The following is a 14,696-nucleotide window of genomic DNA, read 5'->3' as shown; positions in this document are numbered from 1 at the left end:
CGGCGCGACACAGGAAATGACCGATGACAGGCCCTAGCCTCCCCGAAAACGACCAGCACATGCCGCTGGTTTCGCACCTCACCGAGTTGCGCACCCGCCTGCTGCGTTGCGTGGCGGCGATCTTCATCATCTTCGCCGGGCTATTTGCCTTCACCCAGCAGATCTACACCTTCGTCTCGACGCCGCTGCGCGAATACCTGCCGGCCGGCGCGACGATGATCGCCACCGACGTGTCGTCGCCGTTCCTGACGCCGCTGAAACTGACGATGATGGTCTCGCTGTTCCTGGCGATTCCGGTGATCCTGCATCAGATCTGGGGTTTCATCGCACCGGGCCTCTACAAGCACGAAAAGCGTGTCGCGGTGCCGTTGCTGATCTCCAGCATCCTGCTGTTCTACACCGGCATGGCGTTCGCCTACTTCTTCGTGTTCCCGCTGATCTTCAAGTTCTTCGCCTCGGCCACCCCGGCCGGCGTGGAAATGATGACCGACATCACCAGTTACCTCGATTTCGTCATGACGCTGTTTTTCGCCTTCGGCGTGGCGTTCGAAATCCCGGTGGCCGTGGTGCTGCTGGTGTGGATCGGCGTGGTCGACGTCAAATACCTGAAGAAGATCCGTCCGTACGTGATCATCGGCTGCTTCGTGGTCGGCATGATCCTGACCCCGCCGGACATCTTCTCCCAGACCCTGCTGGCCGTGCCGATGTGGATGCTGTTCGAAGTCGGCATCCTGTTCGGCAGCCTGGTGAGCAAGCGCGAGCGCCCGGAAGAAACCGTCGACGATCACAACGACCAGCCGCCAGCGACTCAGCCATGAACCTGCTGCTGCTCGAGGAGGCCGACTTCATCGCGGCCGACCGTGTCGTGCTGCGTGATCGGCGCCTGACCCACATGCAGGAAGTCCACCGTTCGGAAGTCGGCGACAGCCTGCGGGTCGGGCGTATCAACGGGCTGATGGGCTCGGCCGAGCTGCTGCGTCTGGACGCGGGTGAAGCCGAGCTGCGAGTCACCCTTGATCAACCGCCACCGGCCAAACTGCCGCTGACCCTGGTACTCGCCCTGCCGCGCCCGAAGATGCTGCGTCGGGTGTTCCAGACCGTGGCGACCATGGGCGTGTCGAAGGTGATTCTGGTCAACAGCTACCGGGTCGAGAAAAGCTTCTGGCAGACGCCGTTCCTCGAACCGGACGCCATCCGCGAACAACTCATCCTCGGCCTCGAACAGGCCCGCGATACCGTGCTGCCGGAAATCATCATCGAGAAGCGCTTCAAGCCGTTCGTCGAAGACCGCCTGCCAGCCGTCACCGACGGCACCCTCGGCCTGGTCGGTCATCCGGGCAACTTCCCGCCCTGCCCCCGCGCCCTGAACGAACCGGTAACCCTGGCCATCGGCCCCGAGGGTGGCTGGATTCCCTACGAAATCGATCTGCTGACCAAGGCCGGCCTGCAACCGGTGCAACTGGGCGAGCGAATCCTGCGGGTCGAAACCGCCGTCACCGCACTGCTCGCCCGGCTGTTCTGAAGTCTTCGTCAGACAAAAGGCGTTACAGATTGCCATCATGCGGCCGATACCCTCCCCATAAGTCCAATTAGTGGTCCGAGGGAGTCGTCGCATGTACCGTTGGTTAGCCGAGAGTCTTGGAAACGTCAGCGTTAAACGTAAGCTTGGAATCGGTTTCGGCCTGGTGCTGCTGCTGACCCTGTTGATCACCTTCACCGGCTGGACCGGCATGAGCGGCATCATCAGCCGGGGCGACAAGCTCGGCTTCATCTCCAGCCTCAACGAGCTGACCAAGGACCTGCGCCTGGCGCGTCTGGACTATGAAGCACGCCGTGGCGAACAGGGCCCCGGCGCGGTCAACGACCTGCTCGGCAAACTCGACGCCGGCCTGCAAAGCGCCCGCGGCATGATCGAGCAACCGTCCGACGTGGCCATGATCGATCAGCAACTGGCGGCGGTCGCCGAGTACAAGCGCGCCTTTGGCGACATGACCCAGGCCACCGTGCAGCGTGAAGACGCCCGCAGCAAACTCGGCGCCAGCGCCGACAATGCCGTGGCCAAGGTCAGTGAAGTCGAGAAATCCCTGCTGCAAGGCGACAGCGTCGCGCAATTCAACAGCGTGATCGAACTGAGCAAACTGCTGCAGCAGGCGCGCTATCAGGTGCGCGGCTACACTTACAGCGGCAAGGCCGAGGCCGAACAGCCGGCGCTGGATGCCATCGCCGCCGCCCTGAACAATCTGGAAAGCCTGCCGAGCAAACTGCCCGAGCAACACATCGCCAACCTGCAGCAGGCCACCGAATCGCTGAAGGCTTACCGCGCCGCCGTCAGCCAGTTCCGCGACTCCCAGGTGAACAACGCCAAGGCCTTGGCTCGCATGTCGGCCCAGGGTGACATCCTGCTCGACGTCAGCAAGAAGCTCACGGTGTCCCAGACCATCGTCCGCGACACCGATGCCGCCAGCGCCAAGAACCAGCTGCTGATCGCCACTCTGCTGGCTGTGGCTTTCGGTCTGCTCGCCGCCTGGGCGATCACCCGCCAGATCATCATTCCGCTGGAGCAAACCCTGAAAGTCGCCGAGCGCGTAGCCGCCGGTGACCTGACCCACAACCTGGTGTCGCTGCGCCGCGACGAACTGGGTCAACTGCAACGCTCGATGCAGGGCATGACTCAAGGCCTGCGCGAATTGATCGGCGGCATCAGCGACGGCGTGACCCAGATCGCCAGCGCTGCCGAAGAGTTGTCCGCCGTGACCGAGCAGACCAGCGCCGGGGTCAACAATCAGAAAGTCGAGACCGATCAGGTCGCCACCGCCATGAACGAAATGGCCGCCACCGTGCAGGAAGTCGCGCGCAACGCCGAGGAAGCTTCGGAAGCTGCGGTCGCCGCTGACCAGCAGGCCCGTGAAGGCGACAAGGTGGTTGGCGAGGCCATCGCCCAGATCGAACGTCTGGCTGCCGAAGTCGGCCACTCCACCGAGGCCATGGGCGAGCTCAAGCGCGAAAGCGACAAGATCGGCAGCGTGCTCGACGTGATCAAGTCCGTGGCCCAGCAAACCAACCTGCTGGCCCTCAACGCCGCCATCGAGGCCGCCCGTGCCGGTGAAGCCGGACGTGGTTTCGCGGTGGTTGCCGACGAAGTCCGCAGCCTCGCCCAGCGCACTCAGAAGTCCACCGAAGAGATCGAAGAGCTGATCGTCGGGCTGCAGAACGGCACCCAGCAAGTGGCGACGATCATGGACAACAGCCGCACCCTGACCGACAGCAGCGTCGAGCTGACCCGGCGTGCCGGTGGTTCGCTGGAAAGCATTACCCGCACCGTCTCGGCGATTCAGGCGATGAACCAGCAGATCGCCGCGGCGGCCGAACAGCAGAGCGCCGTGGCTGAAGAGATCAACCGCAGCGTGCTGAACGTGCGGGATGTCTCGGACCAGACCTCGGCGGCCAGTGAAGAGACGGCGGCCTCCAGCGTCGAGCTAGCGCGTTTGGGCACACATCTGCAAACGCTGGTGGGACGGTTCAAGGTGTAAGTGGACGCCTGATCGTTCCCACGCTCCGCGTGGGAACGCCGCCCGGGACGCTCTGCGTCCCTTCGCAAGCGTGACGCGGAGCGTCACAGGATGCATTCCCACGCAGAGCGTGGGAACGATCAGTGAACCGCGCACACAAAAAAAACGCAGCCAATGGCTGCGTTTTTTTGCCCTGCGTTTAGAGAACTTGCCGCAGGAACGCCTGAGCTCGCGGATCCTTCGGTGCATCGAAGAACTCTGAAGGCGAGGCGTCCTCCAGCAGTTTGCCGTGATCGAAGAACAGCACCCGATCCGCCACTTCCCGGGCAAAGCCCATTTCGTGGGTCACGCAGACCATGGTCATGCCTTCCACGGCCAGGTTCTTCATCACGTCCAGCACTTCACCGACCATTTCCGGGTCGAGGGCCGAGGTCGGTTCGTCGAACAGCATGACCTTCGGATCCATCGCCAGCGCCCGAGCAATCGCCACCCGCTGTTGCTGACCGCCGGACAGGCGCGACGGATATTCGCGGGCCTTCTGGGCGATGCCGACCTTCTCCAGCAGCGCGAGGGCCTTGGCTTCGCTTTCCTTCTGGCCGCGTTTGCGCACGACTTTCTGCGCCAGGCACAGGTTCTCCAGCACGGTCATGTGCGGGAACAGATTGAAATGCTGGAACACCATGCCGACTTCGCGGCGGTAGGCGTTGACGTCGGTTTTCGGGTCGGCCAGTTGCAGGCCGTCGATGCTCACCGAGCCGGAATCGAATTCTTCCAGACCATTGAGGCAACGCAGGAAGGTCGACTTGCCGGAACCGGACGGGCCGATCACCACCAGCACTTCGCCCTTGGCCACGGACGTGCTGACGTTATCCACCGCGCGCACCACTTGCCCACGGGTGTCGAAGACTTTTACCAGATCGCGGACTTCAATCACTTTGCGCGAGCCTCCGCTCAAGCCGGCTGGCGATTTTCGACAGCGGCAGGTTGATCAACAGATACAGACCGGCGACGCAGAACAGGATCTCGAACGGCGAGAACGACGTGGTGATGACTTCACGGCCGCTTTTCAGCAGCTCGGTGATGGCGATCACCGACACCAGCGACGTGTCTTTGACCAGACTGATGAACTGCCCGGCCAGCGGTGGCAGCACGCGCTTGAATGCCTGCGGCAGCACCACATGACGCATCGACTGGCCGGCGCTCAGGCCCAGCGAACGCGCTGCTTCGTTCTGCCCGCGGGCAATCGACTGCACGCCGGAACGGATGATTTCCGCCACGTAGGCGCCGGTGAACAGCGACAGCGCGGCGATCCCGGCGAACTCCCGGGACAGGTTCATCACCGTGCCGATAAAGAAATAGAAAATGAAGATCTGCACCAGCAGCGGCGTGCCGCGCACCAGTTCGACATAGATCGTCGACAGGTCGCGCAGGGTCGGGTTGCTCGACAACCGGCAAAGCCCGGTCGCCAGACCGATCAGCAAACCCAGCACCCCCGATACCACCGACAGCCAGAGCGTGGTCCACAGGCCCCACAACAGCGGACCTGCCGCCCAATGCCGTGTCACGCCCACGACGTCGCCTTCGGCCACATCGTCGCCCTGAGCGAATTGCAGGCTGTTTTCGTCGACGGTCAGGTGCTGCTCGTCACCGGCATCGTTGCGCAGGGTGACCTGCGCGCTGCCACCCTTGCGCACCAGTTCGCTGACGGTGGAAATGTCGGTCGCGCGCTGGGTTTCCTCGGCCTGGTAGGCGAAGTACTGCGGCACGCGGTTCCAGCGCCATTCGTAGGACATCAGCGACGTGGCGTAATACAGCGCGCCGGCCAGGCCGACCAGCACCAGCACGGTCAGGACGTGCCAGGGCCATTGGGCTTTTTTCTGTTTCATTACAGGTTCCGGATTCTGTGTTGCTCTGGAGGCCCTCTTCGCGAGCAAGCCCGCTCCCACAGTGGATTTGTGGCGTTCACACAATCCCTGTGGGAGCGGGCTTGCTCGCGAATGGGTCAACTCGGTCTAACTGACCCAGTGTTATTCCATGTCCTTGAGCCACTCGGTGCTCTTGAACCACTTGTCATGGATGCGATCGTAGGTGCCGTCTTCGTGGATCTGGTGCAGGAAGTTGTTGATGAAGTTGATGCTGTCGTAGTCACCCTTCTTCAGACCGAAGGCCAGTGGCTCGTAGGTGAACGGCTTGTCGAGGAACACCAGTTTGCCGGCGCCGACCTTGTTCACTGCAACGACGTTGTACGGCGCGTCATAGATGAAGGCGTCAGCCTTGCCGTTGACCACGTCGAGCACGGCTTCCTGCTCGTTGTCGTAGCCGTGGTACTTGGCCTTGGAGATCAGCTTCTTGGCGACCATCTCGCCGGTAGTGCCGAGCTTGGAGGTGATGCGGTAGTCGGCGGTGTTCAGGTCTTTATAGGACTTGATGGTGCCTTCCAGCTCCTTGCGGATCAGCAGGGTCTGGCCGACCACGATGAACGGTTCGCTGAAGTTCAGGCGCAGGTTGCGTTCCTGGGTCAGGGTCATGCCGCTGCCGATCATGTCGAACTTGTCGGTCATCAGCGCCGGGATGATCCCGTCGTAACCGGTGGAGACCAGCTCCAGCTTGACGCCCATGGCCTTGGTCATGGCTTTGAGGATGTCGACTTCGAAACCGATGATTTCGCCGCGCTTGTTGGTCATTTCGAACGGCATGTAGGTCGGATCCATACCGACTTTCAACGAGCCGCGCTTGACCGCGTCATCGATTGCGCCGGCCTGCGCCGCATTGACTGCAACCAGTGCCGTGACGCCGACCAGCAGCATCGACAGATACTTCTTCATCTTCAAGTCCCCAAAACCATTGCGTTCGCGGCGCGAAAACCGACAGAAATGGACAAGATTGTCCGGGTGCGCCAATTCGGGGACGGATGCTAACGCACTCGTTTTTTTGCACAAGGTTTAATGGACGATTTGTTTAACAATCAAGAGTGAGGTGAGGGGGCTTTTCAGCGAGCATAAAAAAACCCCGCCAGTTAGCGGGGTTTCTTTATCAGGCCGGTTGCGCCTGCAAGCTCACAGGCTTGAGCGGCAGCAGCGGCGCATGGGGATCGGCTTTCACCGAGGCCCGCCATGCGTCCAGCCACTCGGCGTGACCTTCGGCCCACACCTGCTCGTGCAGACGGGCCAGGGCCACCGGATCGCTCAGCAGTTGCAGGCGATCATGGTTGTTCAGCCCGGCCGGGCCGACCTTGATCGCGTGACGCACACGTTCCTGACGCAGCCATTCTATCGGCTCGGCTTCACCGTGACGCGAGGTCGCCAGCGAGCACGCCAGGGCGTTCTGCTGTGGATCGACCACGGCGCGGACAAAGCCGTCGTTCAGCGCGTGCCAGCGGTTTTCGTGGGTGTACTGATCGGTGGCCAGCAGCGCCTGTGGCGGATTGTATTCCTCAGGGATGAGGAACAGGCTCTCGTCACGGGACTTGAGGCCCAGGCCCACACGGCTGGAAATCACCGACACCGGAATCGACAGCATCAGCGAACCGACGATCGGCACCAGCCACCACAGGAAGCTCGGGTTCAGCCAGATCACCAGCAGCGCCCAGAAGAAGCCCAGCAGGGTCTGCGGACCGTGGCGCTTGACCGCTTCGCTCCATGGCGTGGAGTCGTCGTCACGCTGCGGCGAATTCCAGGTCGCGGCCCAGCCGAGGAACGCGGCCAGAACGAAACGGGTATGGAAAATCATCCGCACCGGCGCCAGCAGCATGGAGAACAGCATCTCCAGCAGCATCGACAGGGTCACCTTGAACTTGCCGCCGAACTCTTTCGCGCCTTTGGCCCAGATCAGGATGATGCTCAACAGTTTCGGCAGGAACAGCAGCACGATGGTCGTCGAGAACAGCGCGATCGCCTTGTCCGGGTGCCATTGTGGCCACAGCGGATAGAGCTGACGCGGTTCGAGGAAGTACTGCGGCTCCATCAGCGTGTTCACCGCCAGCAGCGCGGTCGACAGCACGAGGAAGAAGAACCACAAAGGCGCCGACAGGTAAGACATCACGCCGGTCAGGAACACCGCGCGGTGCACCGGGTGCATGCCTTTGACCAGGAACAGACGGAAGTTCATCAGGTTGCCGTGGCACCAGCGACGGTCACGCTTGAGTTCGTCGAGCAGGTTCGGCGGCAGTTCTTCGTAGCTGCCCGGCAGATCGTAGGCAATCCACACGCCCCAGCCCGCACGGCGCATCAGCGCAGCTTCAACGAAGTCGTGAGAGAGGATCGCACCGGAGAACGCACCCTTGCCCGGTAACGGCGCCAGGGCGCAGTGGTCGATGAACGGCTTCATGCGGATGATCGCGTTGTGACCCCAATAGTGGGATTCACCCAGCTGCCAGAAGTGCAGACCGGCCGTGAACAGCGGACCGTACACACGGGTGGCGAACTGCTGCATGCGTGCATACAGCGTGTCCATGCCCGAAGCGCGCGGCGCGGTCTGGATGATGCCGGCGTCCGGAGTGGCCTCCATCAGGCGCACCAGACTGGTCAGGCACTCGCCGCTCATGACCGAGTCGGCGTCGAGTACGACCATGTACTTGTAGTCACCGCCCCAGCGACGGCAGAAGTCGTCGAGGTTGCCGCTCTTGCGTTTGACGCGACGGCGACGGCGGCGATAGAAGATCTTGCCGAAGCCCTTGGCTTCGCGGCAGACGTCCAGCCAGGCCTGCTGCTCGGCAACGCAGATGTCGGTGTCGTTACTGTCACTGAGGACAAAGAAGTCGAAACGGTCCAGGTCACCGGTAGCGGCGACCGACTCGAAAGTCGCGCGCAGACCGGCGAACACCCGAGGCACGTCTTCGTTGCAGATCGGCATTACCAGCGCGGTGCGCGCGTCTTTCGGAATCGGCTCGTTGCCGGCACTTTTACCGGAGATACGGTATTTATCGTGGCCGGTGAGCAATTCGAGGAAGCCCATCAGCGCGGTCCAGAAACCGGCCGACACCCAGCAGAACAGAATCCCGAACATGATCAGGATGCTGGTCTGCAGCGCATACGGCAGCACTTGCGTGGCGGTTTGCAGCAGCGGTTGATGCAGGACTTCTTCCAGATCGACGAACGACCAGCCCTGGTACGGCATGATGCCTTTCATGTACCAGCCGGCGACGATGGTCTGGCCCAGCATCAGCACCAGCAAAATGTAGCGACGGATCGAACCGACCGTGCGCCAGCGCGCCGCTGGCAGCACGTTGGCGTCCTTCGGCGGTTGCGGCGGGTTGGTCCGGCCGGTCAGGCGGCGCCAGCCACGCACCAGAATGTTGGTGCGCCACGGCTCCGGCACGACCTTGGTCCGACGAATCGGCGGCGTGGCCTTCATGCTGACCCGGCCGCTGGCGTCGAGCACCAGCATTTCCGCGTCTTGCAGCTCTTCGGCGGTGCTCAGGGTCAGGCGTTTGCCCACCGAAGCCTGGGCGGCTTCGGTCGGTGCGTCAAAGGTCTTGGACGACAGGCGTTCATGCAATTCGCTGAAGGACTGGCAGCCCGCGAGTTCCGCGCGCTGCTCGTCGGTCATCGGCAGATGCGCCAGGTACTCGGACAGAGTCTCTGGCTTTACTTGAGAGTTACTCATCGGCAGGCAACTGATAGCTCCAGGTCTCGGTCAGGACTTCTTCAGTCGGTGCCGATTCCGGTGTGGCTGGGGCCGCGTCCGCAGCGGCTGGCTGCTTGGCGTCTTTGTTGGCCTTGTCCTTGGCATCTGCAACCGGCTTGGCGTCGGCCTGTTTGGCCTCGGCGGCCTTGGCTTCCTTGTCGGCTTTCTCTTGTTGCTTGGCGGCAACCTTGTCGGCTTTGGCTACCGACGAGTTGGACGTCGGCACCGAAGACTTGGCCAGATCAGCGGTGACCACTGGCTGCACCAGGGCTGCGCGCATCTCGGTGGACTTGCTCGCGTCCTTGATCTTCATCCGCAGGGTCAGGCGCCAGCCCTTGGTTTCCGGGTTGTAGCGCACGCTGTTCTCGACCAGTTCGGCGTTGTCGCCGACGCTGACCTGGCTGCGAACGTCCGCATCCGGAGCCAAAGCGGCCAGGGACGGGCCTTCGAAGTCGACCAGGTAGGCAACGCTGCCATCCGGCTGACGGATCAGGTTCGATTGCTTGACGTCACCGGTCGACCGCAGGGTCTGGTTGACCCAGGCGCTGTCCGGCGCGTGCAGCGCGGCTTCGTCGATGGTCCAGTGCATGCGGTAGGCGAAGTCCAGCGGCTGGCCAGGCTCCGGCAGTTTTTCCGGGTTCCAGAACGCAACGATGTTGTCGTTGGTTTCGTCGGCGGTCGGGATCTCGACCAGATCGACGGTGCCTTTGCCCCAGTCGCCCTTCGGCTCGATCCAGGCGCTTGGGCGCTTGTCGTAGCGGTCGTCGAGGTCTTCGTAGTGGCTGAAGTCACGGCCACGTTGCAGCAGACCGAAACCGCGCGGGTTTTCGACGCTGAACTGGCTCACGGCCAGATGTTTAGGGTTGTTCAGCGGACGCCAGATCCATTCGCCGTTGCCGGCATGGATCGACAGACCGCTGGAGTCGTGCAGTTCACGACGGTAGTTGAGCACTTTCGACGGCTGGTTGGCGCCGAACAGGAACATGCTGGTCAGCGGCGCGATGCCGAGCTTGCCGACCTTGTCTCGCAGGTACATCTGGCCCTTGACGTCGACAATGGTGTCGCTGCCCGGACGCAGGATCAGACGGTAGGCGCCGGTCGCACGTGGCGAATCCAGCAGGGCGAAGATCACCAGGTGCTTGTCACCCGGCTTTGGCTGCTGAATCCAGAACTCGCGAAAACGCGGGAATTCTTCGCCGGACGGCAAAGCGGTGTCGATCGCCAGACCACGGGCCGACAGACCGTAGGTGTGACCCTTGCCGACGACGCGGAAGTAGCTCGCGCCCAGCATGGTCATGATTTCGTCTTGCTTGTCAGCCTTGTTGATCGGGTACAGCACACGGAAACCGGCGTAGCCCAGTTGTTCGGTGGCCTTGGGATCGAACTGCAGGTCGCCGAAATCGAAACGGCTCGGATCGTATTTGATCTCTTCGACGGTGTTCGCGGTGATTTCGTTGATTTTTACCGGCGTATCGAAGTGCATGCCCTGGTGATAGAAGGACAGCTTGAACGGGTTCTTCTGGTCGGCCCATTCGGCTTTTTCGGTGCGGAAACGAATCTTCTGATAGTCCGCGAATTTCATTTCACGGAATTCGTTCGGCAGGTTGCTGCGCGGGGCTTCGAATTTCTGCCCGGCCAGCTCTTTGGCCTTGGCCGACACATCGTCAAGATTGAATGCCCAAAGCTGGCCGGCGCTGAGCAGGCAGAGTACTGCCGAGCCCGCTACCAGAGCGCTGCGCAAGCGTTTGGCAGACAATTTTGCTGCATTACAGGGACTAACAATCACGAGCAACCCTCGCCGAAAACAGATCAATAAACCAACGGCCAGATGAAGTGCCTGTGAGGGATTCGGTACAAAAAAACCGACCTTTCAGGACACCCTTGCCAAGTTGGCGAGCATTGTTCCGACTCCGCTGGGTCAAAATGATTCCCCAATCGGATCCGGACAAGTCTCTACCTAAGTCAAAATGGACCAACGAACGCTGATCCCCGTAGCGCGCGATTATCTAGTAGCCCGCGTGACAACGCATCAGGGGTAACAAAGTATTTATCGCGAAAATTCCCTGTTTTCAGTCGAAAAGCCCTTAAAAAGATGTTTCAAGCGCTTTCATGTCTGTAACAGGAAGGTTACCGGGCCATCGTTGACCAGGTGCACCTGCATATCCGCGCCGAATCTACCTGATGCCACTGTGCCATGCATCTGTTTCGCTTTGCTTAATAGATAGTCGAATAATTCTTCGCCCAGCGCCGGAGGGGCGGCGGTCGAGAAACTCGGGCGCAACCCGCTTTTGGTGTCGGCAGCGAGGGTGAACTGAGAGACCAGCAGCAACCCGCCGCCCACATCCGCCAGGGACAGATTCATCTTGCCCTCGGCGTCACTGAACACTCGATAGTTAAGCAGCTTATGCAGAAGTTTGTCGGCGCTGGCCGGCGTGTCGTCGGGTTCGACCGCCACCAGCACCAATAAACCCTGATCGACACTGCCAACCACCTCACCCGCCACTTCGACCCGCGCGCCTTTCACGCGCTGCAACAGACCCTTCATGCTTCTTCGGGCGGCAGATCGAGCAGGCGACGGGCCATTTTGCTGGCAGCGCGCACCAGTGCATCGGTGATACCCGGTTCGGACGCGGCGTGGCCGGCATCGCGGATCACCTGCAACTCGCTGTTCGGCCAGGCCTGATGCAGTTCCCAGGCGTTGTCGAGCGGGCAGATCACGTCGTAGCGACCATGGATGATCACGCCCGGCAGATGGGCGATCTTGCCCATGTCGCGGATCAGCTGGTTTGGCTCAAGGAACGCATTGTTGGTGAAGTAGTGGCATTCGATGCGCGCGATCGACAAGGCGCGCTGCGGCTCGGAGAAACGGTCGACCACCAGCGGGTTCGGACGCAGGGTTGCGGTGCGCCCTTCCCAGGTCGACCAGGCCTTGGCCGCGTGCATCTGGGCGATCTGGTCGTTGCCGGTCAGGCGTTTGTGGAATGCGCTGAGCAGGTCGTCACGCTCGTCCAGCGGGATCGGCGCGAGGTAGTCCTGCCAGTAATCGGGGAACAGACGGCTGGCACCGGCCTGGTAGAACCATTCGATTTCCTGCGGGCGGCAGAGAAAGATCCCGCGCAGAATCAGACCATGCACGCGCTCGGGGTGGGTCTGCGCATAGGCCAGCGCCAGGGTCGAACCCCAGGAGCCGCCGAACAGCACCCATTTGTCGATGCCCAGGTGTTTGCGGATGCGCTCGAGGTCTTCGACCAGATCCCAGGTGGTGTTGTTTTCCAGACTGGCGTGGGGCGTGGAACGACCGCAACCGCGCTGGTCGAAGGTGACAATGCGATACAGGTTCGGATCGAAGTAGCGGCGACTCTGGGCGTCGCACCCGGCGCCGGGACCTCCGTGGATGAACACCACCGGCAAACCTTCCGGTGAACCGCTTTCGTCGACGTACAGCGTATGGGTGTCATCGACGGCCAGATCGTGCCGTGCGTGAGGTTTGATCTGCGGAAACAAAGTCTGCATTGCGCGCTCCGTAAGGGGTCGAGGTCATCCCTGGGGGGACTTCTATTATTCTGCCGTCCGGCATCATAAACCCGATTTACGTCAATGAGCATGCCCGTGCGCTGTCACAATTTGTCAGCCATGAACCCCAGCAGGTTCTCAAAGAGACGATCGACCTCGGCGACCTGATGCCGCGCCCGCAGGCAGCCGTGCACCAGCCCTTCGCCGTAATACAGCGCCGCGTCGACGCCCGCTGCGTTAAGCCGTTCGGCGTAGCACACGCCGTCGTCACGCAGCGGATCGAACTGCGCCACGGCGATCCAGGCCGGGGGCAAACCGCTGAAATCCCCGGCCAGCAACGGCATCGCATAAGCGTTCGGCGTCGCGGTGCCGCGCAGGTACAAGGCGTGATAGCAATCGACATCGCTGCTGGCGAGCAGCGGAGCATCGGCGCATTCGCTGCGCGACGGTAACTGCTCGTCGCCTCCCAGCCCCGGATAGATCAAGACCTGCGCTCCCGGCAGCGGCTCGCCGGCATCGCGTAGCGCCAGGCACAGCGCCGCCGCCAGATTGCCGCCGGCGCTGTCGCCCGCCACCAGCATCCGTCCGGGATCGAACCAGAACGGCCCGCTGCGCAACGCGCGCCACACGCTCAGGCAATCCTCGAAACCGGCCGGGAACGGATGCTCCGGCGCCAGCCGGTAATCCACCGCCACCACCATCGCCCCCAGCGCCATCGCCAATTCGCAGCAGATGAAGTCATGGGAATCCAGCCCGCCGACCACCCAACCGCCGCCGTGCAGATACAACACGCACGGCCAGCCACTGGCCGATGGCCGGACAGGCGGGCGATACGAACGCACCGCCACCCCGCTCAACTGGAAATCCACCACCTCCAGACCCGCCGGCCGTTCGGGCGTGAAGGCGCGGCACATGGCGTCATAGGATTTGCGCAATCCGCCGAGGCTGCTGTCATCGCTGGCGAAGCTTTCGGTTCTGGCGACGAAGGCCGCCATCGCCGGTGAAAGTGGATAGGTACTCATCAGTTTTTCAGGCTGGCCTGAACCGTGGCCACGCCGTCCTTGCCGTCGAAACTGCTGACACCCGCCAGCCAGCGTTGCAAGTCTTCGGGATGCTCACGCAGCCAGGTTTTCGCCACTTCCTGAGGGGTCTTGCGCTCCATGATCGGCACCATCAACTGGCTTTCCTGGGCGGCGGTGAAGGTCAGGTTTTCCAGCAGTTGATGGACGTTCGGGCAGCGCTCGGCGTAGTCCGGTGCGGTGACGGTGGAAACGGTGGCGGCGCCTTCGTTGGGGCCATAGACGTCTTCGCTGCCGGTCAGGTAGGTGATCTTCATGTTGATGTTCATCGGGTGTGGGGTCCAGCCGACGAATACCACGAACTCTTTGCGGTTCACCGCTCGTTGCACGGCGGCGAGCATGCCGGCCTCACCGGATTCGATGATCTTGAAATCCTTCAGGCCGAAGTGGTTGGTTTCGATCATGGTCTTGATCGTGGTGTTGGCGCCGCTGCCGGGCTCGATGCCGTAGATCTTGCCGCCGAGTTGATCCTTGAATTTCGCGATGTCGCCAAAGGTTTTCAGCCCTGCCGCCGCCACGTAATCCGGAACCGCCAGTGTTGCCTGGGCATCGGCCAGGCTTGGCTTGTCCATGACCTTGACCTGATTGGCGGCGAGGAACGGCGCGATGTTCTTGTCCATCGCCGGTTTCCAGTAGCCGAGGAAGATATCGAGGCGCTTGTCGCGGATGCCGGCGAAGATGATTTGCTGCACGGCGCTGGTCTGTTTGCTTTCGTAGCCGAGGCCGTTGAGCAGCACGTCGGCCATGCCGCTGGTGGCGATCACGTCGGTCCAGTTGACCACGCCCATGCGCACGGTTTTGCAGGAAGCATCGTCGGAAGCCATGGCGCCGGCGCTGAGCAGCGCGCAGCCGGTGAGGATTAACGCACAACGAGTGAACAGTCTTTTCATGTGGGATCGTCTCGTGCGGCAGCGGGTTATTGTTCGGATCGGTGTCTTCTTGCACCGTGGCCGAAACATTACGCAGCAGA

Annotated in this window: 12 protein-coding genes; 3 read left to right on the top strand and 9 right to left on the bottom strand. The window is 62.0% G+C overall.

Going from position 1 to position 14,696, the window contains the following annotated elements; genetic code table 11:
* Positions 1–23 precede the first annotated feature (23 nt).
* From tatC to KJY40_RS02860, 3 genes are all read left to right on the top strand, one after another.
* Entirely contained in the window at positions 24–818 is a 795-nt protein-coding gene (gene tatC, locus KJY40_RS02870) for a twin-arginine translocase subunit TatC (RefSeq protein ID WP_230734848.1), read from the top strand.
* Positions 815–1,522: a 16S rRNA (uracil(1498)-N(3))-methyltransferase gene (locus tag KJY40_RS02865; protein WP_230734846.1), complete on the top strand. Its 708-nt coding sequence runs from the start codon at positions 815–817 to the stop codon at positions 1,520–1,522. The genes tatC and KJY40_RS02865 overlap by 4 nt, the downstream gene beginning before the upstream one ends.
* Positions 1,523–1,613: 91 nt before the next feature.
* A complete protein-coding gene (locus tag KJY40_RS02860) occupies positions 1,614–3,530 on the top strand; it encodes a methyl-accepting chemotaxis protein (RefSeq protein ID WP_230734845.1) in 1,917 nt (638 codons plus the stop codon).
* Between the two features lie 178 nt (positions 3,531–3,708).
* Here KJY40_RS02860 and KJY40_RS02855 read toward each other — a convergent pair whose 3' ends face one another.
* The 9 genes from KJY40_RS02855 to KJY40_RS02815 all read right to left on the bottom strand — a co-directional run bounded on the left by KJY40_RS02855 (position 3,709) and on the right by KJY40_RS02815 (position 14,616).
* Complete coding sequence (locus KJY40_RS02855; protein WP_085608399.1) at positions 3,709–4,443, bottom strand: amino acid ABC transporter ATP-binding protein; 735 nt, start codon at positions 4,441–4,443, stop codon at positions 3,709–3,711.
* On the bottom strand, positions 4,436–5,395 hold the full coding sequence (locus KJY40_RS02850) for an amino acid ABC transporter permease (protein ID WP_007952431.1): 960 nt from the start codon (positions 5,393–5,395) through the stop codon (positions 4,436–4,438). The genes KJY40_RS02855 and KJY40_RS02850 overlap by 8 nt, the downstream gene beginning before the upstream one ends.
* 141 nt (positions 5,396–5,536) lie before the next feature.
* Entirely contained in the window at positions 5,537–6,334 is a 798-nt protein-coding gene (locus KJY40_RS02845) for a transporter substrate-binding domain-containing protein (RefSeq protein WP_039772466.1), read from the bottom strand.
* Between the two features lie 208 nt (positions 6,335–6,542).
* Positions 6,543–9,113, bottom strand: a complete 2,571-nt coding sequence (gene mdoH, locus KJY40_RS02840; RefSeq protein ID WP_230734843.1) for a glucans biosynthesis glucosyltransferase MdoH — start codon at positions 9,111–9,113, stop codon at positions 6,543–6,545.
* Positions 9,106–10,920 (bottom strand): glucan biosynthesis protein G, encoded by a 1,815-nt coding sequence (locus KJY40_RS02835; RefSeq protein ID WP_230734841.1) that lies wholly within the window; start codon positions 10,918–10,920, stop codon positions 9,106–9,108. The genes mdoH and KJY40_RS02835 overlap by 8 nt, the downstream gene beginning before the upstream one ends.
* A 321-nt stretch (positions 10,921–11,241) precedes the next feature.
* Entirely contained in the window at positions 11,242–11,679 is a 438-nt protein-coding gene (gene dtd, locus KJY40_RS02830; protein ID WP_064592873.1) for a D-aminoacyl-tRNA deacylase, read from the bottom strand.
* Positions 11,676–12,647, bottom strand: coding sequence for a prolyl aminopeptidase (pip, locus tag KJY40_RS02825; RefSeq protein WP_007952436.1), 972 nt, complete (start codon positions 12,645–12,647; stop codon positions 11,676–11,678). Before pip ends, dtd begins: the two co-directional genes overlap by 4 nt.
* A 104-nt stretch (positions 12,648–12,751) precedes the next feature.
* Positions 12,752–13,669: an alpha/beta hydrolase gene (locus KJY40_RS02820; RefSeq protein ID WP_230734839.1), complete on the bottom strand. Its 918-nt coding sequence runs from the start codon at positions 13,667–13,669 to the stop codon at positions 12,752–12,754.
* Entirely contained in the window at positions 13,669–14,616 is a 948-nt protein-coding gene (locus tag KJY40_RS02815) for a choline ABC transporter substrate-binding protein (protein ID WP_230734837.1), read from the bottom strand. The genes KJY40_RS02820 and KJY40_RS02815 overlap by 1 nt, the downstream gene beginning before the upstream one ends.
* Positions 14,617–14,696: the final 80 nt, after the last annotated feature.

Origin of the sequence: Pseudomonas fitomaticsae, assembly GCF_021018765.1 — a bacterium.
Lineage (GTDB): Bacteria > Pseudomonadota > Gammaproteobacteria > Pseudomonadales > Pseudomonadaceae > Aquipseudomonas > Aquipseudomonas fitomaticsae.
The sequence above is the reverse complement of the archived record's forward strand: the minus strand, read 5'-3'. Positions and strand labels throughout refer to the sequence as shown.